At 72.3% G+C, this 23,898-nt stretch carries 18 protein-coding genes and 1 riboswitch; of the genes, 8 read left to right on the top strand and 10 right to left on the bottom strand.

Annotated features, from left to right (window positions below):
- Positions 1-94: 94 nt before the first annotated feature.
- Complete coding sequence (locus tag ACH4SP_RS38175; RefSeq protein ID WP_398422298.1) at positions 95-2,548, bottom strand: DNA topoisomerase (ATP-hydrolyzing) subunit A; 2,454 nt, start codon at positions 2,546-2,548, stop codon at positions 95-97.
- 268 nt (positions 2,549-2,816) lie between these two features.
- Here ACH4SP_RS38175 and ACH4SP_RS38170 point away from each other — a divergent pair, with 268 nt between their 5' ends.
- The 4 genes from ACH4SP_RS38170 to ACH4SP_RS38155 all read left to right on the top strand — a co-directional run bounded on the left by ACH4SP_RS38170 (position 2,817) and on the right by ACH4SP_RS38155 (position 7,707).
- Positions 2,817-4,211 (top strand): M16 family metallopeptidase, encoded by a 1,395-nt coding sequence (locus ACH4SP_RS38170; RefSeq protein ID WP_398422445.1) that lies wholly within the window; start codon positions 2,817-2,819, stop codon positions 4,209-4,211.
- Positions 4,212-4,258: 47 nt separating this feature from the next.
- Complete coding sequence (locus ACH4SP_RS38165) at positions 4,259-5,626, top strand: M16 family metallopeptidase (RefSeq protein WP_398422443.1); 1,368 nt, start codon at positions 4,259-4,261, stop codon at positions 5,624-5,626.
- 231 nt (positions 5,627-5,857) lie between these two features.
- A riboswitch (cyclic di-AMP (ydaO/yuaA leader) is annotated at positions 5,858-6,026 on the top strand.
- A gap of 13 nt (positions 6,027-6,039) precedes the next feature.
- On the top strand, positions 6,040-6,834 hold the full coding sequence (locus ACH4SP_RS38160; protein ID WP_398422296.1) for a M23 family metallopeptidase: 795 nt from the start codon (positions 6,040-6,042) through the stop codon (positions 6,832-6,834).
- A gap of 213 nt (positions 6,835-7,047) precedes the next feature.
- Entirely contained in the window at positions 7,048-7,707 is a 660-nt protein-coding gene (locus ACH4SP_RS38155; protein ID WP_398422294.1) for a GntR family transcriptional regulator, read from the top strand.
- A 219-nt stretch (positions 7,708-7,926) separates the two neighbouring features.
- Here ACH4SP_RS38155 and ACH4SP_RS38150 read toward each other — a convergent pair whose 3' ends face one another.
- Positions 7,927-8,208 carry an HPr family phosphocarrier protein gene (locus ACH4SP_RS38150; protein WP_398422442.1) on the bottom strand — a complete coding sequence of 94 codons (282 nt, stop codon included), beginning with the start codon at positions 8,206-8,208 and terminating at the stop codon, positions 7,927-7,929.
- 198 nt (positions 8,209-8,406) lie between these two features.
- Between ACH4SP_RS38150 and ACH4SP_RS38145 the strand changes: the two genes are divergently transcribed.
- The 4 genes from ACH4SP_RS38145 to ACH4SP_RS38130 all read left to right on the top strand — a co-directional run bounded on the left by ACH4SP_RS38145 (position 8,407) and on the right by ACH4SP_RS38130 (position 14,026).
- On the top strand, positions 8,407-11,418 hold the full coding sequence (locus tag ACH4SP_RS38145) for a GNAT family N-acetyltransferase (protein WP_398422292.1): 3,012 nt from the start codon (positions 8,407-8,409) through the stop codon (positions 11,416-11,418).
- A gap of 64 nt (positions 11,419-11,482) precedes the next feature.
- Entirely contained in the window at positions 11,483-12,079 is a 597-nt protein-coding gene (locus tag ACH4SP_RS38140) for a DUF5998 family protein (RefSeq protein WP_398422290.1), read from the top strand.
- Positions 12,079-13,269, top strand: a complete 1,191-nt coding sequence (locus ACH4SP_RS38135; protein ID WP_398422288.1) for an alkaline phosphatase family protein — start codon at positions 12,079-12,081, stop codon at positions 13,267-13,269. Before ACH4SP_RS38140 ends, ACH4SP_RS38135 begins: the two co-directional genes overlap by 1 nt.
- A 106-nt stretch (positions 13,270-13,375) precedes the next feature.
- Positions 13,376-14,026 carry a thymidine kinase gene (locus ACH4SP_RS38130; protein ID WP_398422286.1) on the top strand — a complete coding sequence of 217 codons (651 nt, stop codon included), beginning with the start codon at positions 13,376-13,378 and terminating at the stop codon, positions 14,024-14,026.
- A gap of 203 nt (positions 14,027-14,229) precedes the next feature.
- Here the strand turns inward: ACH4SP_RS38130 and ACH4SP_RS38125 are convergent, their stop codons facing one another.
- From ACH4SP_RS38125 to ribA, 8 genes are all read right to left on the bottom strand, one after another.
- Positions 14,230-15,174 carry a carbohydrate kinase family protein gene (locus ACH4SP_RS38125; RefSeq protein WP_398422284.1) on the bottom strand — a complete coding sequence of 315 codons (945 nt, stop codon included), beginning with the start codon at positions 15,172-15,174 and terminating at the stop codon, positions 14,230-14,232.
- Between the two features lie 150 nt (positions 15,175-15,324).
- The gene (metK, locus tag ACH4SP_RS38120) at positions 15,325-16,551 is read right to left on the bottom strand and encodes a methionine adenosyltransferase (RefSeq protein WP_398422282.1); all 1,227 of its coding nucleotides are present in this window, start codon (positions 16,549-16,551) and stop codon (positions 15,325-15,327) included.
- Positions 16,552-16,698: 147 nt separating this feature from the next.
- A complete protein-coding gene (locus ACH4SP_RS38115; RefSeq protein ID WP_398422280.1) occupies positions 16,699-17,436 on the bottom strand; it encodes a class I SAM-dependent methyltransferase in 738 nt (245 codons plus the stop codon).
- Complete coding sequence (locus tag ACH4SP_RS38110; RefSeq protein ID WP_398422278.1) at positions 17,433-18,806, bottom strand: flavodoxin family protein; 1,374 nt, start codon at positions 18,804-18,806, stop codon at positions 17,433-17,435. The genes ACH4SP_RS38115 and ACH4SP_RS38110 overlap by 4 nt, the downstream gene beginning before the upstream one ends.
- On the bottom strand, positions 18,803-19,960 hold the full coding sequence (gene ribD, locus ACH4SP_RS38105) for a bifunctional diaminohydroxyphosphoribosylaminopyrimidine deaminase/5-amino-6-(5-phosphoribosylamino)uracil reductase RibD (RefSeq protein WP_398422440.1): 1,158 nt from the start codon (positions 19,958-19,960) through the stop codon (positions 18,803-18,805). The genes ACH4SP_RS38110 and ribD overlap by 4 nt, the downstream gene beginning before the upstream one ends.
- An 89-nt stretch (positions 19,961-20,049) precedes the next feature.
- Entirely contained in the window at positions 20,050-21,084 is a 1,035-nt protein-coding gene (locus ACH4SP_RS38100; protein WP_398422276.1) for a formylglycine-generating enzyme family protein, read from the bottom strand.
- A 76-nt stretch (positions 21,085-21,160) separates the two neighbouring features.
- A complete protein-coding gene (locus ACH4SP_RS38095; RefSeq protein ID WP_398422274.1) occupies positions 21,161-22,846 on the bottom strand; it encodes a WD40 repeat domain-containing protein in 1,686 nt (561 codons plus the stop codon).
- Entirely contained in the window at positions 22,843-23,520 is a 678-nt protein-coding gene (gene ribA / locus ACH4SP_RS38090; protein ID WP_398422272.1) for a GTP cyclohydrolase II RibA, read from the bottom strand. Before ribA ends, ACH4SP_RS38095 begins: the two co-directional genes overlap by 4 nt.
- Positions 23,521-23,898 lie beyond the last annotated feature (378 nt).

The following is a 23,898-nucleotide window of genomic DNA, read 5'->3' as shown; positions in this document are numbered from 1 at the left end:
TCCTGGGGTTCGTTCGTGTCGCTGTTGGCCGGGATGGGGGCGCGGCTTCAGTTGTCCGTGCCCCCCTGTCCCGGTCCGTTGGGATCGGCTCCGGCTACACCGGGCCCGCCAGTGATGCCACCGGCTGTGTCAGCGGGGTGCCCGAGCCGTCGCGGCGCGGGTCCGGGGCCGGGAGGTCTGCCGGGGCGCCGTTCTTCTGTGCCGCACGGGCCGGGGCCGCCCCCGCCCATGCCAGCATCAGGACGTCCTCGCCGCGCAGGAACCGCTGGCAGCGGACGCCGCCCGTGGCCCGGCCCTTGCGCGGGTACTGGTCGAACGGGGTGAGTTTGGCCGAGGATTCGGCGTCGCCGACCAGCGTGCCCTTCGAGCCGGCCACCGTGAAGACCACCGCGTCCGCCGCCGGGTCCACCGCGGAGAAGGCGATCACCTTGGCGCCGGCGCCCAGCTTGATGCCGGCCATGCCGCCCGCCGGGCGGCCCTGCGGGCGTACCTGTGAGGCCTGGTAGCGCAGGAGTTGGGCGTCGTCCGTGATGAAGACGAGGTCTTCCTCGCCCGTACGCAGTTCCCGCGCGCCGACGATGCGGTCGCCGTCCTTGAGGGAGATGACCTCCAGCTCGTCCTTGTTGGAGGGGTAGTCGGGGACCACGCGCTTCACCACGCCCTGCTCCGTGCCGATCGCGAGGCCGGGGGAGGACTCGTCGAGGGTGGTGAGGCAGATCAGGGTCTCGTCGGCTTCGAGGGACAGGAACTCCGATACCGGGGCCCCGCCGGAGAGGTTGGGTGCGGAGGCCGTGTCCGGGAGCTGGGGCAGGTCGATGACCGCCAGGCGGAGCAGGCGTCCCGCGGACGTCACCGCGCCGATGTCGCCGCGCGCCGTCGAGGGGACGGCCGAGACGATCACGTCGTGCTTGGTGCGGCGCGCGTCGTCCAGGGCGAGGGGCTCGCCGTTGGGTGTACGGGCGAGCAGGCCGGTCGAGGAGAGGAGGACGCGGCAGGGGTCGTCCGGGACTTCGAGCGGGACGGCTGCGACGGCCGAGGCGCCCGATTCGAGCAGCACCGTGCGGCGCTCGGTGCCGAACTTCTTCGCCACGGCGGCGAGTTCGGCCGACACCAGCTTGCGCAGCTCCGTGTCGGACTCCAGGATCCCGGTCAGCTCGTCGATCTCGCCGTTGAGCCGGTCGCGCTCCGACTCCAGCTCGATGCGGTCGAACTTGGTGAGGCGGCGCAGCGGGGTGTCCAGGATGTACTGGGTCTGGATCTCCGAGAGGCCGAAGCGCTCGATCAGGCGCTCCTTGGCCTGCGCCGAGTTCTCGCTGGAGCGGATGAGGCGGATGACCTCGTCGATGTCGATGAGCGCGACGAGCAGGCCCTCGACCAGGTGCAGCCGGTCCCGGCGCTTGGTGCGGCGGAACTCGCTCCGTCGCCGTACGACCTCGAAGCGGTGGTCGAGGTAGACCTCCAGGAGCTCCTTGAGGCCCAGGGTGAGGGGCTGGCCGTCGACCAGGGCGACGTTGTTGATGCCGAAGGACTCCTCCATCGGGGTCAGCTTGTAGAGCTGCTCCAGGACGGCCTCCGGCACGAAGCCGTTCTTGATCTCGACGACCAGGCGCAGGCCGTGCGAGCGGTCGGTGAGGTCCTTGACGTCCGCGATGCCCTGGATCTTCTTCGCGCCGACCAGGTCCTTGATCTTCGCGATCACCTTCTCCGGGCCGACCGTGAAGGGGAGTTCGGTGACGACCAGGCCCTTGCGGCGCGCCGTCACGTTCTCCACGGAGACCGTGGCGCGGATCTTGAAGCTGCCGCGGCCCTTCTCGTACGCGTCCTTGATGCCGGTCAGACCGACGATCCGGCCGCCGGTCGGCAGGTCGGGGCCCGGCACGAAGCGCATCAGCGTTTCGAGGTCGGCGCCCGGGTGCTTGATCAGGTGGCGGGCGGCGGCCACGACCTCGCCGAGGTTGTGCGGGGGCATGTTGGTGGCCATGCCGACCGCGATGCCGGTGGCGCCGTTGACCAGCAGGTTCGGGTACGCGGCCGGCAGTGCGACGGGCTCGCGCTCCTTGCCGTCGTAGTTCGGGTTGAAGTCGACCGTGTTCTCGTCGATCGACTCCGTCATCAGCGACGTCGCGTCGGCCATCTTGCACTCGGTGTAACGCATCGCGGCCGGCGGGTCGTCGTTGCCCAGCGAGCCGAAGTTGCCGTGGCCGTCGACCAGCGGCAGCCGCATGGAGAACGGCTGTGCCATGCGGACCAGCGCGTCGTAGATCGACGCGTCGCCGTGCGGGTGCAGCTTGCCCATCACCTCGCCGACGACGCGGGCGCACTTGACGTACCCCCGGTCGGGGCGCAGGCCCATCTCGTTCATCTGGTAGACGATGCGGCGGTGCACCGGCTTCAGGCCGTCCCGCGCGTCCGGCAGGGCGCGCGAGTAGATCACCGAGTAGGCGTACTCAAGGAAGGAGCCCTGCATCTCGTCGACGACGTCGACGTCGAGGATCTTCTCCTCGAACGCCTCGTCAGGCTGCGGGGTCTTCGTGCTGCGGCGGGCCATCGCGCTGCGGCTCCTTCTCACTGTTCAAAGGGTGGTTGTGGGGATCGGTGGTGCGGGAGGCGGGGGTGCTGACGCGGACCATTGTGGACCGCCGCACTGACAACGCCGACCTCGACCCGTCCGTAGCGGGTTTCGGAGCGGCCGCGAAGGCGTCTTCGAGAAGACTGCGGGAAACGGGAACTTCGCGGACTGTCACTGCGCTTGCATACAGTGGCAGGACTTACTTGCAGGACTTGTCTCATACGCGATCGAAGGGACGTACATGCCCATGGGTCACACGGCCACAGCGCAGGCCGGCTCCGGCGGCCTGACAGCGACCGAGCACCGGCTTGCGAACGGTCTGCGGGTGATCCTCTCCGAGGACCACCTGACCCCGGTCGCCGCGGTCTGCCTCTGGTACGACGTCGGCTCGCGCCACGAGGTCAAGGGCCGTACGGGCCTGGCGCACCTCTTCGAGCACCTGATGTTCCAGGGATCCGCCCAGGTGCACGGCAACGGTCACTTCGAGCTGGTGCAGGGCGCGGGCGGTTCGCTCAACGGCACCACCAGCTTCGAGCGCACCAACTACTTCGAGACGATGCCCGCGCACCAGCTGGAGCTGGCGCTGTGGCTGGAAGCCGACCGGATGGGCTCGCTGCTCACCGCGCTCGACGACGAGTCCATGGAGAACCAGCGCGACGTCGTCAAGAACGAGCGCCGCCAGCGGTACGACAACGTGCCCTACGGCACCGCTTTCGAGAAGCTCACCGCCCTCATGTACCCCGAGGGCCACCCCTATCACCACACCCCGATCGGCTCGATGGCCGACCTGGACGCCGCGACGCTGGAAGACGCCCGCGCCTTCTTCCGTACGTACTACGCGCCCAACAACGCGGTGCTGTCGGTCGTCGGCGACATCGACCCCGAGGCCACCCTGGCCTGGGTCGAGAAGTACTTCGGCTCGATCCCCTCGCACGACGGCAAGCAGCCGCCGCGCGACGGCTCGCTGCCCGACGTCATCGGCGGCGAGCTGCGCGAGGTCGTCGAGGAGGAGGTCCCGGCGCGTGCGCTGATGGCCGCCTACCGGCTGCCCCACGACGGCACGCGCGAGGCGGACGCCGCGGACCTGGCGCTCACCGTGCTCGGCGGCGGCGAGTCCTCCCGCCTGCACAACCGGCTCGTACGACGCGACCAGACGGCGGTGACGGCCGGATTCGGCCTGCTGCGCCTGGCCGGTGCGCCCTCGCTCGGCTGGCTGGACGTCAAGACGTCGGGCGGCGTCGAGGTTCCGCAGATCGAGGCGGCCGTCGACGAGGAGCTCGCGCGGTTCGCCGCCGAGGGCCCGACGGCCGAGGAGATGGAGCGCGCCCAGGCCCAGTTGGAGCGCGAGTGGCTGGACCGGCTCGGCACGGTCGCCGGCCGCGCCGACGAACTCTGCAGGTACGCCGTGCTGTTCGGCGACCCGCTGCTCGCCCTGACCGCCGTGCAGCGCGTGCTGGACGTGACGGCCGATGAGGTGCAGGCCGTCGCGAAGGCGTGCCTGCGCCCGGACAACCGCGCGGTCCTGGTGTACGAGCCGCTCGCGGCCGCGGCCGAGTCCGAGCCGGTCGAGCCCGCCGACGCCGCGCACGCCGACGTCGTACAGGAAGTCCAGCAGGAGCAGCAGGAAGGGGCGGACCAGTGACGGAGACCGCAGCCACCACCGGCAAGGCCGCAGCCGTGACCAGCGAGATGCAGTTCCACCCGCAGCCGCAGGCGGGCCCCGCCACCCCGTGGGCCTTCCCGGCCCCCGAGCGCGGCGCCCTGCCCAACGGGCTGGTCGTGCTGCGCTGCGACCGCCCCGGCCAGAAGCTGGTGGCCGTCGAGGTCAACCTCGCGGCACCTCTTGAGGCCGAGCCCCAGGGCCTGGACGGCGTGGCCACGATCATGTCGCGCGCCTTCACCGAGGGCACCGACAAGCACTCGGCGGAGGAGTTCGCCGCCGAGCTGGAGCGCTGCGGCGCCACCCTCGACGCGTACGCCGACCACCCCGGCATCCGGGTCTCCCTCGAAGTGCCGGTCTCCCGGCTGCCCAAGGCGCTCGGCCTGCTCGCCGACGCCCTGCGCGCGCCCGCGTTCGCGGACGGCGAGATCGACCGTCTCGTGCGCAACCGGCTCGACGAGATCCCGCACGAGGCGGCCAACCCGTCCCGGCGGGCCGCCAAGCAGCTCTCCAAGGAGCTCTTCCCGGCCTCCTTGCGCATGTCGCGCCCCCGCCAGGGCACCGAGGAGACGGTCAAGGCCATCGACTCGGCCGCCGTGCGCGCCTTCTACGAGGCGCACGTCCGCCCGGCCACCTCCACGGCCGTCGTCGTCGGCGACCTCACCGGCATCGACCTGGACGCCGTCCTGGCCGACACCCTGGGGGAGTGGACGGGCAACACCGCCGCGCCGCGCCCGGTCCCGCCGATCACCGCCGACGACACCGGCCGCGTGGTCATCGTCGACCGCCCGGGTGCCGTCCAGACCCAGCTGCTGATCGGCCGCATCGGCCCGGACCGGCACGACCGCGTCTGGCCCGCCCAGGTTCTCGGCACGTACTGCCTCGGCGGCACCCTCACCTCGCGCCTGGACCGCGTCCTGCGCGAGGAGAAGGGCTACACCTACGGCGTGCGCGCCTTCGGCCAGGTGATGCGCTCCGCCGCGGACGGCAGCGGCGCCGCCATGCTGGCCATCAGCGGCTCCGTGGACACCGAGTCGACCGGGCCCGCCCTGGACGACCTCTGGAAGGTCCTGCGGACGCTCGCGGCCGAGGGCCTCACCGACGCCGAGCGCGACGTCGCCGTGCAGAACCTGGTCGGGGTCGCCCCGCTCAAGTACGAGACGGCGTCCGCCGTCGCGGGCACGCTGGCCGACCAGGTCGAGCAGCACCTGCCCGACGACTTCCAGGCCCAGCTGTACGCCCGGCTCGCCACCACCGGCACGGTGGAGGCCACGGCGGCCGTCGTGAACGCGTTCCCGGTGGACAAGCTGGTCACGATCCTGGTCGGCGACGCCTCGCAGATCGCGGAGCCCGTACGGGCGCTGAACATCGGTGAGGTCACGGTCGTCACCGGCTGACCGGTCGGAGGGCCGCACAAGGCCGTTCGTACGACCGGCACAAAGCATGACAAGAAGGACCCCGATGACTCCCGAGTCGTCGGGGTCCTCCCTTATGTCCGATTTATTGGAGAGGTTGCCTGTCTGCCGTGTGGGCTCCGTTACAAAAAGGGCTGTCTGTTTGGCGATTGAAAGAAGTGCCGCTTAGCGTCGGTCCGGCTGTCCGTCAGAGTGCGCCGCAACCGCGGCACCGGGCAGTCATCGCCGAGTCCCCGTCAGGCGCGAGCCTGGGGAGCCGGGGACCCACTCAGTCCCTGGGGTGAATCGGACGCCATCGCCCTTCACGGGCCGGTGGGGCCCGTAGGAGACCTTCCTGCTCCGAACCCGTCAGCTAACCCGGTAGGCGAGAAGGAAGGAAAGGAAACAGCCACTTCATGGCGTTCACCCGTGCCGCCGGGAAGCACCGGCGTCCCTCCGTGCTGTCGCGCAAGAGCGCCAACATCGCCGGAGTCGCCGCCCTCACCACGACCGGTGTCATCGGAACGCTGGCCCCGCAGGCCATCGCCGCCGAGCACGACCTGTCGGCCGAGGACACCGGCACCATCCGCGCCGTCGTCATGGAGAACACCGTGACGGAGACCCTCACCGCCCAGGTCGAGGCACAGGCCACCGCCCAGAAGCAGGCGTACGACAAGGCCGAGGCCGAGCGGAAGGCCGAAGAGGCCCGCAAGGCGGAGGTCAAGCGCAAGGCCGAGGCCAAGGCGAAGAAGGAGCGCGAGGAGCGCGAGCGTGCCGCCCGCGAGGCCGAGCGCAAGCGCCTCAACGCCTTCCGGCTGCCGGTCGCGGACTCGTACGTCAGCACCAGCTACAAGTCCGGTGGCGCGCTGTGGTCCTCCGGCAGCCACTCCGGCGTCGACTTCCACGCCTCGTCGGGCAGCTCCGTCGTCGCCGTCGGTGCCGGCACGGTCGTCGAGGCCGGCTGGGGCGGGGCGTACGGCAACAACATCGTGATCAGGATGAACGACGGCTCGTACACCCAGTACGGCCACCTCTCCTCGATCGGTGTCTCCGTCGGCCAGTCCGTCATGTCCGGCGAGCAGATAGGCCTCTCCGGCTCCACGGGCAACTCCACGGGCCCGCACCTGCACTTCGAGGCCCGCACCTCCTCCGAGTACGGCTCGGACATCGACCCGGTCGCGTACCTGCGCGGCCACGGCGTCGGCGTCTGACCGCACCCGCGGCTGCCGCACCTGCTGCTGCACGCGTCGCCGTACCTGCTGTTCGGGAATGCCCCGGCTCTCCACGAGCCGGGGCATTTCTGTGTGCGCTCTCCCCGGAGTTCAGGCTGGAGTTCAGGCCAGAGTTCAGGATTTTCTTCGGTAATTCCGCCGCGTTGCAATAGAGTTGAGAGAAGGATTCGGCGGGCAGACGGAGGTCCGGGCATGCGCATTCCCGCGCATTCGGTGTGTACGGCGATTCGCGACGACATCGTGTCCGGAGCTCTGCCGCGCGGCAGCCGGCTCACGGAAGAGCTGCTGGCCCGCCGGTACGGCGTCTCGCGCGTCCCGGTCCGCGAGGCGCTGCGCACCCTGCAGGCCGAGGGCTTCGTCACCACCCGCCGGCACGCGGGCGCCTGCGTCGCCGAGCCGACCGCGCAGGAGGCCGCCGACCTCCTGGAGATGCGTACGCTCCTGGAGCCGCTCGGTGCGGCGCGTGCGGCCGTTCGGCGGACGGAGGCGCACCTCAAGGTGCTCCGCGGGCTCGTCAGGCTGGGGCAGGACCGGGCCGGGCGGGCCGATGGCGAGGATCTGACCTCTCTCACCGGCTGGTTCCACGAGACCCTGGCCCAGGCGTCCGGCAGCCCCGGCCTGATCACCCTGCTGGCCCAGCTCAAGCACAAGATCGCCTGGATGTACGTGGTGGAGCGGCCGGCCAGGCCCGCCGAGACGTGGGCCGAGCACGGCGCGATAGTCGACGCGGTGACCAGGCGCGACGCGGACCGGGCCAGGGCGCTGACCGCACGGCACGCGGAGCGGGCGGTGGCCGCGCACCGCATGAGGATTCCGCAACAAGCAGTCAACATGACGGGCGGCCGGAATTAACACGCGGGCCGTATACAAGTCGTAGCGGAAAAGAGCCCCGGACGGACGCAAATTCACCGGTGTTCCTGGCGCCCTGAGGCGTTCTTGGTGAACTGAATTCTCGGGATCAGGAAACGACGGAAGCCGCGGCCCCCGAATTCGGGATGCCACGGCTTCCGCGCGAGAATTCGCCCTTATGGGCGCGACCCTATGGGTGCGGCCTCATGGGCTCTCGGAAGGTCAGACGGTCTCGGGGAGCTCGTCCAGGCCCTCGGCGACCAGCTTCGCGAGACGGTCCAGAGCCGCGTCCGCACTCTCCGCCTCGGACGCGAGCACGATCTCCTCGCCGCCCTGCGCACCCAGACCCAGCAGCGCCAGCATCGACGCGGCGTTGACCGGGTTGCCGCCCGCCTTGGCGATGGTGACGGGGACGCCGGTGGCCGTGACGGCGCGGACGAAGATGGAGGCGGGGCGGGCGTGCAGGCCCTCGGCCCAGCCGACGGTGACGCGGCGCTCAACCATGGTGTTGCCCTTCATGTGCTTATTGGTTGTCTAGACCAGTCTCTCACGTGGTGCAGGCTGCTCTGCCCGGCGGAAGTCCCGGCGGAAGTCCCGACGGAAGCCCCGGCGCAAGCCCCGCCACAAGTCCCGGCACAAGCCCCGCCGGACAGGACCAGACTGCCCCGCCCTCCGAGCGGCCGCGAGTCGTAGGCTGCCCCCATGGCCAAGGCTGTGGACGACGCGCATCACGTGTACCCCGACCACTGGGAGGCCGACGTCGTGCTCCGCGACGGCGGCACCGCACGCATCCGGCCCATCACCACCGAGGACGCCGACCGCCTCGTCAGCTTCTACGAGCAGGTCTCCGACGAGTCGAAGTACTACCGCTTCTTCGCTCCCTACCCCCGGCTGTCCGCCAAGGACGTGCACCGCTTCACCCACCACGACTACGTCGACCGGGTCGGCCTCGCGGTCACCGTCGGCGGCGAGTTCATCGCCACCGTCCGCTACGACCGCATCAACGCCGCCGGACTGCCCGCCTCGGGCCCCGACGCCGACCAGGCCGAGGTCGCCTTCCTCGTCCAGGACGCCCACCAGGGACGCGGCGTCGCCTCCGCCCTCCTCGAACACATCGGAGCCGTCGCCCGCGAACGCGGCATCCGGCGCTTCGTCGCCGAGGTGCTGCCCGCCAACTCCAAGATGATCAAGGTCTTCACGGATGCGGGCTACCAGCAGAAGCGCTCCTTCGAAGACGGTGTCGTGCACCTGGAGTTCGACCTGGAGCCCACCGACCGCTCCCTCGCCGTGCAGCGCGCCCGCGAGCACCGCGCCGAGGCCCGCTCCGTGCAGCGGCTGCTGTCGCCGGGGTCCGTCGTGGTCGTCGGCGCCGGGCGCTCCGCGCAGTCCGTCGGCCGTACCGTCCTGCGCAACCTGCTCGCCGCCGGATTCACCGGTCGTGCGTACGCGGTGAACGCGGCCCTTCCCCCGGACGTCACCGAGCTGGACGGCGTTCCCGCGCACCGCTCCGTCGCCGAGATCGGGGAGGGCGTCGACCTCGCGGTCGTCGTCGTACCGGCGGAGAAGGTTCCGGAAGTCGTCGCCGACTGCGGCGAGAGCGGCGTCCAGGGGCTCGTGGTCCTGGCCGCCGGATACGCGGAGAGCGGGGCCGAAGGGCGGGAGCGGCAGCGGGAGCTGGTCCGGCAGGCGCGTTCGTACGGGATGCGGATCATCGGCCCCAACGCCTTCGGCATCATCAACACCTCCGATCACGTACGACTCAACGCGTCCCTCGCCCCCCGGTCTCCGGCGCGCGGCCGGATCGGCCTGTTCGCCCAGTCCGGCGCCATCGGCATCGCGCTGCTCTCCGGTCTTGACCGGCGCGGCGCGGGCGTCTCCGCCTTCATCTCCGCCGGAAACCGTGCTGACGTCTCGGGGAACGACTTCCTCCAGTACTGCTACGAGGACCCGGAAACGGACGCCGTCCTCCTGTACCTCGAATCCATCGGCAACCCGCGGAAGTTCACGCGGCTGGCCCGCCGCACCGCCGCCGTGAAGCCGGTCGTGGTCGTCAAGGGCGCCCGCCACAGCGGGAGTACGCCGCCGGGGCACGCGGTACCGGTGGCGCGCATTCCGGATGCCACGGTGTCGGCGCTGTTCCGGCAGGCGGGGGTCGTACGGGTCGACACCGTCACCGAACTCGTCGACGCGGGGCTGATGCTGACCGGCCAGCCCCTGCCGCGCGGCCCGCGCACCGCGATCCTCGGCAACTCCGAGTCGCTCGGCCTCCTCACGTACGACGCCTGTCTCGCGGAAGGGCTGCGTCCGCTGCCGCCGCACGACCTCACGACGGGCGCCACACCGGCGGACTTCCGCACGGCCCTGTCGGCTGCGCTCGCGAACCCGGCGTGCGACGCGGTCGTCGTCACGGCGATCCCCTGGGTCGGCGAGGGCGGAACGACGGAGTCCGGTGACGGCGAGGTACTGGCGGCGGCCCTGCGCGAGGCGGTGGCGGCGTCTCCGGCGAAGCCGGTGGCGGTGGTCCACGTGGAGATGGGCGAACTGGCCGAGGCCCTGGCGGCGGCGACGAGCACGGCACCGGGCAGAACCACGGCCCTGGCGGACCGGCAGCCCGCTCCCGCCCCGGCGGACCGGCAGCCCGCTCCCGCCCCGGCCGCCTCGCAGCCCGCCCTGATGCCGCAGACCCCGCCGGGAACACCGGGAGCAGCACCCCCGCAGACCCCGGCCGCCTCAGGGGCCACCCCTGCCCCGTCCCCCAAGGCGCCCACCGCCCCCGCCCCCGCCCCCGCCCCCGGGCCCGGGGCCCCCGCCCCCGCGTCCCTCACCGCCGAGCCCCCCACCCCCCGCCGCATCCCCGCCTATCCCGCAGCCGAGCGTGCCGTCCGGGCCCTCGCCGAGGCGTTCCGCTATGCGCAGTGGCGGCGGGAGGCCGCCGAGCCGGGGCGGGTGCCCGAGTACGAGGACATCGACGAGAGCGGCGCCGCCGCGCAGATCGAAGCGCTCCTCGCCGAGGACGCCGACCCGCGCGGCCTGCCGCTCGGTCCCGGCGCCGCAAGGGAGTTGCTCGGCCGGTACGGGATCGCCGTGCGCGACGCGCTGCCCGCGCCCACCCCGGACGCGGCCGTCGCGGCGGCCGGACGCCTCGGCTACCCGGTCGCCCTCAAGACCACCGCCCCGCATCTCCGCCACCGCCCCGACCTCGGCGGCGTACGCCTCGACCTGGCCGACGAGGACGACCTGCGGCGGGCGTACGGCGAGCTGACCGACGCCCTCGGCAAACCGGAGGAGCTGCTCCCCGTCGTGCAGGCCATGGCGCCGCGCGGCGTGGACACCGTCGTACGGGCGAGCATCGACCCGGCCGCGGGCGCCGTGCTGTCGTTCGGCCTGGCCGGAGCGGCGTCCGAGCTGCTCGGGGACACCGCGCACCGGCTCGTTCCGGCCACCGACCGGGACGCCGCCGAGCTGATCCGGGCGATCAGGACCGCCCCGCTCCTCTTCGGCTGGCGGGGCTCCGCGCCCGTGGACACCGCCGCCCTGGAGGAACTGCTGCTGCGCGTCTCCCGACTGGTCGACGACCACCCCGAGGTGGTCGGTGTCGCCCTCGAACCCGTGGTCGCCGCCCCCGACGGACTGTCCGTCCTGGGCGCCACCGTCCGCCTCGCGCCCCCCGCCGTGCGGAACGACCTCGGCCCCCGCCGCCTCCCGAGCTACTGAGCCCCCACGGCCCGCCCCCGGCTCAAGGGACATCCGGCCTCCCGGGCCCCGTAGGATGGATGGCATGGCGAAGACCGGTACGACGACCCAGGGGCTGCGGGCAGCGATCGAGCGCAGCGGCTACTACCCGGCTCTTGTGGCCGAAGCGGTGGAGGCCGCTGTCGGCGCGGAGCCCGTCTCGTCGTACCTGGTGCACCAGGAGACCACGTTCGACTCGAACGAGGTCCGCCGCCACGTCACCGTCCTGGTCCTCACCGGCACCCGCTTCATCGTCAGCCACACCGACGAGCAGAACGCGGACACCAGCTCCCCGACGCCGTACGCCACCACCTCCACCGAGTCCGTGAAGATCGGCCGGATCTCCTCGGTCGTCGTGAGCCGCGTCGTCGCCAATCCGGAGAAGTACGTTCCGGGCACGCTGCCGCGCGAGGTCGTCCTGACCATCGGCTGGGGCGCCGTCGCCCGGCTCGACCTGGAGCCCGCCGCCTGCGGCGACCCCAACTGCGACGCCGACCACGGCTACACCGGCAGCTCCACCGCCGACGACCTCAGCCTGCGGGTCAGCGAGGCCGGCGACGGCCCGGACACCGTGAAGCAGACCCTCGTCTTCGCACAGGCGCTGTCCGAGGCCACGGCCGCGACCGGCTCCTCGGTCCGCTGATGGCGCTGCCCGCCGCCTGGCAGGACCCCGTCCCCCTCGCGCTCGACACCGCCCCGGTCCCGGAGTACGGCTCCGGCTCCCTCGCGGACCTGCTGCCGACCCTGGCGGCAGGCATGGAAGTACCCGGAATGGCCGCCTCCATCGGCGAGTTGACCCCGGCCGACCGGAACTGCGTGTTCCTGATCGACGGTCTCGGCTGGGAGCAGATCAAGGCGCACCCGGACGAGGCCCCGTACCTCCACTCCCTCCTCGCCACCTCGCGCGGTGGCACCGGACGCCCGCTGACCGCCGGTTTCCCCGCCACCACCGCGACCTCGCTCGCCTCCGTCGGTACGGGACTGACGCCGGGCACGCACGGCCTCACCGGCTACACGGTCCGCGACCCGGACACCAACGCGCTGATGAACCAGCTGCGTTGGCGCCCCTGGACCGACCCGCACGTCTGGCAGCCGTACCCCACGGTCTTCCAGCTCGCGGACGCGGCGGGCGTGCACACCGCACAGGTCTCGTCCCCCGACTTCCAGCACACCCCCCTCACCAAGATCGCGCTGAGCGGCGGCACCTTCCAGGGCCGCCTCACCGGTGAGGACCGGATGGACCTCGCGGCCCGCCACCTGGCCGCCGGGGACCGATCGCTGGTCTACACGTACTACAGCGAGGTCGACGGCCAGGGTCACCGCTTCGGCGTGGACTCCGACTCCTGGCGCGGCCAGCTGATGCACGTCGACCGGCTCGCGCAGCGCCTCGCGGAACAACTCCCGCCGCGCAGCGCCCTGTACATCACCGCCGACCACGGCATGATCGACATCCCCTTCGACGAGGAGTCGCGCATCGACTTCGACGAGGACTGGGAACTGGGAGCGGGTGTCGCCCTGTTGGGCGGCGAGGGCCGTGCCCGGCACATCTACGCCGTCCCCGGTGCGGCCTCCGACGTGCTGACGGTCTGGCGCGAAGTGCTCGGCGAGCAGTTCTGGGTGGCGAGCCGGGACGAGGCGATCGCGGCGGGCTGGTTCGGCCCGCGCGTCGACGAGCGGGTGCTCGGCCGGATCGGCGACGTCGTCGCCGCCGCCCACGCCGACGTGGTGATCACCGCCTCGCGCAACGAGCCGGGCGAGTCCTCGATGGTCGGTATGCACGGCTCGATGACTTCCGTGGAGCAGCACGTTCCGCTCCTCGAAGTACGCTCGTAACACCGCAATCCCGTAACCCCGCAAGAACGCAATCCCGCACGTACGCAATTCCGCAGGCCCGCACGAACTCCCCCCGCACTTCACTGCCCGAAAGGCTCAACTCCTCATGTCCGAGCTGGTGTTCTTCTCTGGAACGATGGACTGCGGGAAGAGCACACTGGCGCTCCAGATCGGCCACAACCGGTCGGCGCGCGGTCTCCAGGGCGTGATCTTCACGCGTGACGACCGGGCGGGTGAGGGCAAGCTCTCGTCGCGGCTCGGTCTGGTCACGGAGGCGGTGGAGGCGGGTCCTGGCCGGGACCTGTACGGGTACGTGGTGGACCAGGTGTCGCGGGGCGGCAAGGTCGACTACGTGATCGTGGACGAGGCGCAGTTCCTGGCGCCGGACCAGATCGACCAGTTGGCGCGGATCGTGGACGACCTGGACCTGGACGTGTTCGCGTTCGGTATCACGACGGACTTCAGGACCCGGCTGTTCCCGGGCTCGCAGCGGCTGATCGAGCTGGCGGACCGGCTGGAGACGTTGCAGGTCGAGGCGATGTGCTGGTGCGGGGCGCGGGCCACGCACAATGCGCGGACGGTGGGCGGCCAGATGGTGGTCGAGGGCGAGCAGGTCGTGGTGGGGGACGTGAACCATCCCGCGGAGGCTGTGGGGTACGAGGTACTGTGCCGACGCCATCACCGCAGGCGGGCGACGAGCGCGTCGGCGCGGGCCGGGGTGCTGTCACCGGACGTCCTGCCGGTCACCTCGGGCTGAGCTCCGGCTGAGCCGAGCGGGAGTGGCGGCGCTCGTCCAGGTCGACCGGCCGGGGCCGGGGCCTGGGCAGGACTGAACCTCAGCAGGACCGAACCTCGGCAGGGCAGACGTACGGGCGGGGTCCGCCCGGTGGAACGGACCCCGCCCGAAGCCGTCAGCCGTCAGCCGTCAGCCGTCAGTCGCCAGTCGCCAGCCGCCAGCCGTCAGACCGTCCCGGCCGGTGCCGGAGCCAGCAGGGCGCGCTGCGCCGCCGACGCGTCGTAGTGCTGGGTGCCGACCGTCTCCAGCGCCGCCGTGGCCAGTACGCAGCCCAGGCCGGCGGCCCTGGCGGCCGGCCATTCCCGGGCGATCCCGGCCAGGAAGCCCGCCCGGAAGGCGTCGCCCACGCCCGTCGGATCGGCCTCCGTGGTGGTGGGCACGGCCGGTACGTGCTCCTGGGGAGCGTCCGCGCGTTCCAGGGTCACCCCGTCCGCGCCGTGGGTGGTGATCCAGGTGCCGACCCGGTCCAGCACCTCGGCGCGGGACCATTCGGTGAGGCGCAGCAGCAGGGACGCCTCGTACTCGTTGGTGAACAGGTAGCGCGCGCCGTCCACCAGGGAGCGGGCCTGGGACCCGGAGAGCCGGGCCAGCTGCTGCGAGGGGTCGGCCGCGAAGGGCAGGCCCAGACCGCGGCACTCCTTGGTGTGCCGCAGCATGGCCTCCGGGTCGTTGGGAGCGATCACCACCAGGTCGATGTCGGCCAGCGGGGCCAGCGCGGTGGCGAGTTCGATCTCGCGGGCCTCGGACATCGCCCCCGAGTAGAACGTGGCGAGCTGGTTCTGGTCGGCGTCGGTGGTGCACACGAAGCGCGCGGTGTGCCGGGTGGCGCTGATCCGTACCGGGCCGGTGTCCACCCCGTGCGCCCGCAGCCACTCGTCGTACTCGGCGAAGTCGGCCCCGGCCGCCGCGACCAGCAGCGGCGTGAGGCCCAGCGCCCCCAGACCGAAGGCGATGTTGGCCGCCACGCCACCGCGCCGTACCTCCAGGTCGTCGGCGAGGAACGACAGGGAGACCCGGTCCAGTTGGTCCGGGAGCAACTGGTCGACGAATCGGCCCGGATAGGTCATCAGGTGGTCGGTGGCGATCGAGCCGGTCACGGCGATGCGCACAGGACTGCTCCTTCAGCGGGGGTGCACGCGAGGTGCGTGAGTTACAGGATGCGAGGGGGCGGGGCGGGGCGTGGCGTGGGGAACGGGGTACGGGGGAGTGGGACACGGGCGAGCGGGGCGGGGGGGGGAAGAGGGGCGCGGGGAAGCGGGTCAGAGGCCGGCGGCCGTGCGCAGTGCCTCGACGCGGTCGGTGCGCTCCCAGGTGAAGTCCGGCAGTTCCCGGCCGAAGTGGCCGTACGCGGCGGTCTGCGCGTAGATCGGGCGCAGCAGGTCCAGATCACGGATGATCGCCGCCGGTCGCAGGTCGAAGACCTCCGAGACGGCCCGCTCGATCGTCGCCGGGGGCACCGTCTCCGTACCGAAGGTCTCGATGAACAGGCCGACCGGCTGCGCCTTGCCGATCGCGTACGCGACCTGGATCTCGCAGCGCGCGGCGAGCCCCGCCGCGACGACGTTCTTGGCCGCCCAGCGGGTGGCGTACGCCGCCGAGCGGTCCACCTTGGACGGGTCCTTGCCCGAGAAGGCGCCGCCGCCGTGCCGGGCCATGCCGCCGTACGTGTCGATGATGATCTTGCGGCCGGTGAGGCCGGCGTCGCCCATCGGGCCGCCGATCTCGAAGCGGCCGGTCGGGTTGACGAGCAGCCGGTAGCCCTCCGTCTCCAGCTTGATGCCCTCCTCGGCGAGCGTGGCGAGCTCCGCCTCGACGACCAGGGTGCGTACGTCGGGGGCGAGTTGGCCGTCCAGCTCGACGTCGGACGCGTGCTGCGTGGAGACCACGACCGTGTCCAGGCGCGGGGCCCGGCCGCCGTCCCGGTACTCGATGGTCACCTGGGTCTTGCCGTCCGGGCGCAGGTACGGGACCGTCCCGTTCTTGCGGACCTCGGTGAGCCGCCGCGCCAGCCGGTGCGCCAGGGAGATCGGCAGCGGCATGAGTTCCGGGGTCTCGTCCGTGGCGTAGCCGAACATCAGGCCCTGGTCGCCCGCGCCCTGCCGGTCCAGGTCGGCCCCTTCGGTATCTGCGGCGGCCCCCTCGACCCGTTGCTCGTACGCGCTGTCCACACCCTGGGCGATGTTCGGCGACTGCGCCCCGATGGACACCGAGACGCCGCAGGACGCGCCGTCGAAGCCCTTCATGGACGAGTCGTAGCCGATGGACAGCAGCTTCTCGCGGACCAGGGCGGCCACGGGGACGTAGGCGTTGGTCGTCACCTCGCCCGCCACGTGCACCTGACCCGTGGTGATCAGGGTTTCCACGGCGACCCGGGAGGTGGGGTCCTGGGCCAGCATGGCGTCGAGCAGGGTGTCGCTGATCTGGTCGGCGATCTTGTCGGGGTGGCCCTCGGTGACCGATTCGGAGGTGAACAGGCGGCTGGGCATGGAAACACTCCTCAAGCTGGGGGAAAGGGGTGGCGCCCGGAAGGGGCGGGGGCTGTACTGGATCTGCGGCTCCGCCGCGTGGGCGTGACCGGCCGCGGCGACGCCGCAGATGGGCGACGGCACCTCGCGGCACGCCGTGCGGAGCGCCTAGGCGGTGCAGCGCAGCATCGTCAGCGGTTGGTTGGCGAGGTAGTCGTCCCAGAACCCGGGCGCGAACGCGGCCATCGACGCGGCCGGCACCTCCAGCGGAACCCAGGTGACGTCCCGGAACCCGGCCCGGCCCAGCGCGTGCTCGTACACCGCCTGTGCGGGGTAGTTGGTGTCGAAGGAGATCGGCGGATCGAGGAGCGCGGTGATGTGCACCCGCGGGCCCATCGCCGTCACACCCACCCGCTCGTAGCGGAAGCCGTAGGGGTCGGTCGACGGGCCATCGAAGCGGAATGACGGATTCTGAGTCAGTACGCAGAACTCGCCGCCGTCCGCGAGGCTCCGGTGCACCCCGCGGCACATCCGGAACAACGTCTCCTCGTCGTCCGCGTAGTTCAGCAGGTACACGGCGGTGGCGGCGTCGAACTTCCGCTCGGGGTCCGGGAGTTGTGCCGCGTTCAGTACCTCGTACCGGATGCCCAGCGGATCCCGCTCCTCGATGCCCCGGGCGGCGGCGACCATCTCGCCCGAGATGTCGACGCCCAGCACGTCGGCCGCGCCCAGCCGCTTGATCGACCGGCTGTAGAAGCCGGTGCCGCACGCCAGGTCCAGCACGCTGCGCCCGGCCAGGGGGCCCAGCATGCCCAGGAAGCTGGGGACTTCGGAGTACCGGGCGAGCGGCAGGGTCTTGAACCCCTCGTACGCCTCGCCGATCTCGTCGTACTGCTGCACGGTCATGACGCCGCCTTTCCCGCGATGTGCTGGGTGTGCTGGGTGTGCTGAGTGCGCTTGGTGTGCTGGGTCTGCTCGATGTGCAGTTCTTCCCGGGTGCCGGGGACCTGCGGCCGGTACGGGGCCCGGTCCGTGCGGCGCAGCAGGTCGCCGACCACGGCGGCCCGCTGACCCTGGTACCGGACCGCCTCCAGTGCGGCGGGGCCCGGCAGGGCCCCGTGCGAGAGGGCGTGGGCGCTGCCGTACGGATTGCCGCCCGCCGCCAGGGACGCAGGGTCGGTGTAGCCGGGCGGTGCCACCACCGCCCCGCCGTGGAACAGCAGGTGGTGGAAGGCCAGCAGCGCCGACTCGCTCCCCGAGTGGGGCCGCGGGGTGACCACGAAGGAACTCGCCGCCTTCTCGGTCAGCGGGCCGACGCCCTCCGGCAGCCGCTGCAGGAAGTCCACCAGCGCGGCGGCCGGCGCGCCGAGCCTGGCGAGCGAGCCGAACACCACCGCGTCCGCCCACTCCAGGTCCCGCTCCGTCGCCGGGGGTGCGCTGGGCGGCCCCTTGACGGCGGAGTGCATCCCACCGGAAGCGGTCGTGGCCTCCGGCACCCGGCGCAGCCTGACCTCCGCCCCCAGCTCCCTGGCACCGGCCGCGCACTCCTGGGCCAGTACGCGGACCGCTTCGTGCCGGGCGTGGTGCACGACGGTGACGCGGGCGGGGCCGCGCATCGGCCGGGGGGCGGCGAGGCCCCGCAGCCGCGGGGTGCGCGCGGCGAACTCCGCGAGCCGTGCGCCCTGCGCCCGGGCGGCCTCCACCTCGGGGGCCGACACCTGTTCCCCGCGGCGGTAGCGGACCGAGAGCCCGTAGGGGTTGCCGCCCGTCCGGGGGAGCCCGGGGCCCGAGAGGTGGGGGAGGTCCGCGAGGTCCGCGCCGAGCACCCAGGAACCCCAGTGCCAGGCGGTCTGGTACAGGCTCAGCAGGGTGGCTTCGCGCCCGCCGTAGTCGCACTCGGCCGAGGTCATGGCGGTCACCACCCGGTCGGCCAGCAGGCCGCGTGCCCACAGCCGGGAGGTGGAGTCCAGGAATCTCTTGAAGGGGGCGGAGACGTTCCCGAAGTACGTCGGTGTCGCCAGGACCAGGCCGTCCGCCCAGCGCACGTCCTCCGGCGAGGCCACGGGATGCTCCGGGTCGGCCCCGGTGTGCCGCCTCGGCCGTGACGGGCCGGGGCCTTCGTCCGCGACCCGCAGCAGCCGCACCTGGGCCCCGTGCGCGGCGGCTCCCTCGGCGGCGGCGACGGCCAGCCGGTGCATGGTGCCCCGGCGGCTGTGGTAAATCACGGCCACCCGCGGCAGGTCGGCCGGATGGCGCCAGGTGCTCGTGCTCGTCATACGGCCTCCGTGGTGGTGACGGGCGCCGGTGTCTGCTGCCCCGGGCCCGGCACCGGCCGTCTCCCGGAGTCGGGAAGCGGGTCGGGACGCACGTCGGCCGCGGTGCGCGTGCGCAGTACGCAGCGCAGGTCGCCGCCCAGCCGGTCGACCTCGCCGAACTCGAAGCGCAGGCCGTCCGCGAGGCGGTCGGCGCCGAAGTCGTCAAGCACCGGGCGGCCGCTCGCCCCCAGGAACGAGGGGGCCAGATAGCAGACCGCCCGGTCCAGCATCCCGCGCCGCGCGAACCCCGCGGCGAGCGCCGCCCCGCCCTCCAGCAGCACCGAGCGCAGCCCCCGCCGGTAGAGCTCCCGGCTCAGCGCGTTGAGGTCCAGGCCCTCCGTGTCGTACGGCAGGGCCAACGTCTCGTGCCCGTGCGGAAGTTGCGGCGCGACGGCGTCCTTGGCGGTCACCACCAGCGTCGGCGCCGCGTCGTCCAGCACCCTGGCGTCCGGGCGGAGCACCCCGTCCCGGCTCAGTACGATCCGCAGCGGCGGCTTGCCGACGACGCCGTGCCGCAGCCCCAGGTGCGGGTCGTCGGTGCGCAGGGTGCCCGCACCGACCAGTACCGCGTCGTGCTCGGCGCGCAGCCGGTGGGCGTCCGCACGGGCCTCGCTGCCGGTGATCCACCGGGAACTCCCGTCGGCTGCGGCGCTCCTGCCGTCCAGGGTTCCGCCGAACTTCCAGGTGACGCAGGGGCGTTCGCGGCGCACCGAGGTCAGCCACAGCTCGTTGGCGAGCTCCGCCGCCTCGCGGTGGACGTCGCCGACCACCTGCACCCCGGCGGCGCGCAGCAGCGCGGCGCCCCCGCCGGCCCGGGGGGTGGGGTCGGGCACCGCGTACAGCACCCGGGCCACTCCGGCGGCCAGCAGCGCACCGGTGCAGGGGCCGGTGCGGCCGGTGTGCGTGCACGGCTCCAGGGTGACCACGGCGGTCGCCCCGTACGCCCGCGCGCCCGCCGCCCGCAGCGCCTCCACCTCCGCGTGCGGATGGCCCGCGCCCCGGTGGCCGCCCTCGCCGAGGATCGTGCCGTGGGCGTCCAGGAGGACGCAGCCGACGACCGGGTTGGGGCTGGTGCGCCCCAGGTGGGCCCGGGAGAGGGCGACGGCCCGCTCCATCGCGGCGTGTTCGGCGGGGCTGGCCGGTGGCGCGGACGTGCCGTCCTGGCTCGCGGCGGGGGTGGGCAACTGCCACCTGTCCGCCCCGCTCACAGGGACTCCGCGAGCCGGAAGCCCATGGCGTAGATGTCCCGTTCGTACCAGCCGTGCCGGCGCCGGCAGCGCGCCAGGTCGCCGAACCTGGTGAAGCTCCCGCCGCGCGCGATCCGGTAGCTGCCCCGGGTCACGGCCAGGTCGTCGTCGATGCGGTCGCCGCCGTCGTAGGGGCGGTACAGGTCGCTCACGTACTCCTCGACGTTCCCGGCCATGTCGTGCACCCCGAACGGCGAACACCCGCCCGGATGGACGCCGATCGGCACAGTGCGCAGCGGGCCGCCCTCCACGGTGTTCGTGCACTGCGGGCGGAAGGAGGCGCCCCACGGGTAGGCGCGCCCGTCGCCGCCGGAGGCCGCGTACTCCCACTCGGCCTCGGACGGCAGCCGGAAGGCCCGCCCGGTGGCACCGGCCAGCCACTCGGCGTACGCGTCGGCGGCCTCGGCGGGGACGGTCCACACCGGGTGGTTGGCGAGCAGTTCCGGATACACCCCGAACCGCCAGGAGCTGGGCAGCCAGTGCGCGTCCGTCTCCTCCAGGAACAGCCGGTACTCGGCGTTCGTCACCGGGTGCAGGGCGATCCGGAACGCGGCGAGGTCCGCCTCGTACTGCGGGCACTCCTTGGCGATCCACTCCCGTTCCACCCCGGCGTGCCGCCACTGCTCCAGCACGGAGTCCACCGCACCGGGGTCGAGCCCCAACGTCACGCGTGCGGCGGGCACTTCGGCCATCGGCGGGGAGTACGGACGCACCCTGGGGTCCCCGATCAGGCCGAGCACGGTACCGGCGGCGCACCGCGTGGCGAACTCCTGCCGGGGGTCCTCGGCCACCGCGACGAGTTCCTCGGGGGTCCTGGTCAGGAGGTCCTGGTGGTTGCGCAGCGCCCAGGCGGGGCCGCGCGCCACGAAGGTCTCCGGCAGCCCCATGGCGGCCCGGTCGGTCAGGGTGTTGGGGTTGGCCATGACGACGGGTGGGCGGGCGCCGGACGTGGTGGCGTCGCTGGGGGAGCCGACCGTCGGAGTGCTGGTCATGTCTGTGCCTCCGGAGCATTGGGGCGGTCCGGGAGGCGGGACGTGCCACGCCTCCCGGACCGCCGCTGGTGGGGGATCACCCGGCGAGCGGGTAGACCTGCCCGTCGTAGGACGCGGCGAGGAAGAGCTTGCGCTCCGCGTCGTAGGCGAGGGAGGAGATGCCCGCCGCGGTGGGGCGCGCGTCACGGCTCCACGAGGACGTCGCACGGTCGTAGATCGCGACCTGTCCGTGGTAGCCGCCGGTGGCGATGAGCCGGCCGTCGTCGGACGCGGCCACGCACTTGATGGAGTGCGTGTGCGGGGTGTCCAGCACCTGCACCCGCTGCTCGGGGTCCCACAGCCGGAGCTTGAGGTCCCGGCTGACGCTGGCGAACCAGCCGTCGGCGAGCCCGGCGCACCCGTTGGCGATCCGGTCGTGGGCGTCCTCGATCGTGGCCACCTTCTCCAGGGTGGAGGCCCGGTACCAGGTCGCCGACGCGTCCGCCGCCACGGAGAAGATCAGGTCGCCCGAGACGGCGACGCCCTTCACCGCGTTGGTGTGCAGCGGCAGGTCGCGCACGTGCTCGGCCCGGCCCCTGGCGTCCAGCCGCAGGACGAGCCCCTCGCCGGTGTACGCGCCGACCACCGCGTGCTGCGCGCCGTCGTGCTCGAAGGCGGCGGCACAGTTCAGCGGGGAGCGGTGCTGGTACAGCTCCTGGCCGGTGCCCGCGTCGAAGACCTTGCCCAACTGGCCGCCGGTGAGCACCAGTTCGCCCAGCGGTGCCAGGAAGTTGCACAGGCTGCCGGTGTCGGCGATCGCCTTGCCGTCGCGGTGCACCGTGCCCGAGTCGCCCACGGTGAGCAGCCCCGAGGGCAGCGGCAGGACCGCGTTGACGCCGCCGGTGGGCGGCACCGGGGTGGTGTCCCAGGTCTGGGTCTCGTAGTCGTAGCCGCGGTAGGTGGCGCCGAAGGTGGCGAACACCAGCCGGGAGCCGCCCGCGAAGGCGCAGGAGCGCGGCCACACGTCGTCAGGCAGTGCGGTGGTGCCCATCGGCTCGGGGCGCCGGGACGCCACGTTCCACAGCCGCATCGTGCGGTCGTAGCTCAGGCTCACCAGCAGGTCCCGCTCGTTGTCCAGGACCAGGCGCTTGATGCCCGCCTCGTGGGCCGGGAGCACCTCGCGGCCGTCGTCGCCGACCACGATGATCTGGCCCTCGTCGTTGCCCGCGAAGATGACGCCGCTGGTGGCGATGGCGATGGTGTCGGTCTCGACGCCGTCCATGTCCAGGTCCGCGAGGAGTTCCCCGGTCGCCAGCGACCACCGCTTGATGGTGCCGTCGTCGCTGGAGGAGATCAGTTCGTCGGCGCCGTGGCTCCACTCCACCGAGATCACGTCGGCGGTGTGACCCGTGAAGGTCCGCTCCAGCCGGCCGTCGAAGGCGTACACCCGCACCCGGTGGTCGCGGGAGGCCGTCGCCACCAGCTCCTTCGTCGGGTGGAACACCGACATCTCGACGTCGTCCTCCTGGGCGTCGAAGACGGCGGCCAGACGCAGGTCGGGGACGGTCCACAGACGGGCCGAGTGGTCGCTGGAGGACGTCAGCAGGAAGCGTCCGTCCGGCGAGAAGGAGCACTGGTTGGCGAGGTGGTCGTGCAGGGAGCGGGCGAGCGACTCCCCGGTCTGCTGGTCCCAGCAGATGACTTGGTTGTCATAGCCCGCTGTCGCTACGTAGCGGTCCTGCCAGGCGGCGATTCCACTGATGGGGCCGCGGTGCTGAATCATGCGATCTCCTGCGTGATCTCGATGCAGTGGCCGTGCAGTTCCACCTTCGCGCGGAGGTAGCGAAGGTTCCGTTCGTTGAGGAAGGCGCCGGTGGGCACCTGGTCGACGATCTCGATGCCGTACTCGCGCAACTGCGCCGTCTTGTCCGGGTTGTTGCTCAGCAGACGCAGCCGGGAGGCGCCGAGCACGTGCAGCATCTGTGCCGCGGCCCGGTAGTCCCGCAGGTCGTCGGAGAAGTTCAGGTGCCGGTTGGCGGCGAAGGTGTCCAGACCCAGCCGGTCCTGTACGTCGTAGGCGTCGAGCTTGTTGTACAGCCCGATGCCGCGCCCTTCCTGGCGCAGGTACAGCAGCAGCCCGCCGGACGCGGAGAGCAGCTTCAGGGACTCCGTCAGCTGCGGACCGCAGTCGCAGCGCGCGGAACCGAAGACGTCACCGGTCAGGCACTCGGAGTGGAGTCGGACCAGGGGGGTGTCCGACGTCGGTCCGAAGGCGAGGGCCAGGTGCTCCTCGCCGTCGCTGAGGCCGCGAAAGGTGGTCATCTGTGCGGACGTCGTGAAGCCGTCGGCGAGCCGCACCGGAACCTCTACTGTGCTCCGGACGGTCACCGCGTCGTGTACCTGGCTCTTCTGCGCGGTGGACGAAGTCGTCGTCCCACCGTTGCGTGCGTCGGTCACTGGTCCTCCAGGGGAGAAGATCCACGTGGGCCTTTCCTGTGGATCAACAGGAGTCTTCACGGTGCGGCGCGCGAGGGACATGCGGTGCGCACCGAGATACGCCCGAAGCATTTTCCGGCGGTGCATGTTCCGGCACCGAGGGGACCGCAGGTCCACCGAAGGACCGGCCGGGCGGGAACGCCCTTCGGCGGCAGTGGAGTTGCCGGCCGCTCCTGCGCGGGCACGGTCCTGGCTCACGCACGGGTACGGCCCCCGGCTCACGCGCGGGCACGGTCCCGGCCGACACGCGGGTACGGTCCCGGCGCACGCGCGGGTACGGCCCCCGGCCGTTCGCACGTGGGTTTTACGGGGCCGGGGGCGGCCGATCGTACGGCAGCG

This window comes from Streptomyces sp. NPDC021093 (assembly GCF_044333135.1).
Classification (GTDB): Bacteria; Actinomycetota; Actinomycetes; order Streptomycetales; family Streptomycetaceae; genus Streptomyces.
The sequence above is the reverse complement of the archived record's forward strand: the minus strand, read 5'-3'. Positions and strand labels throughout refer to the sequence as shown.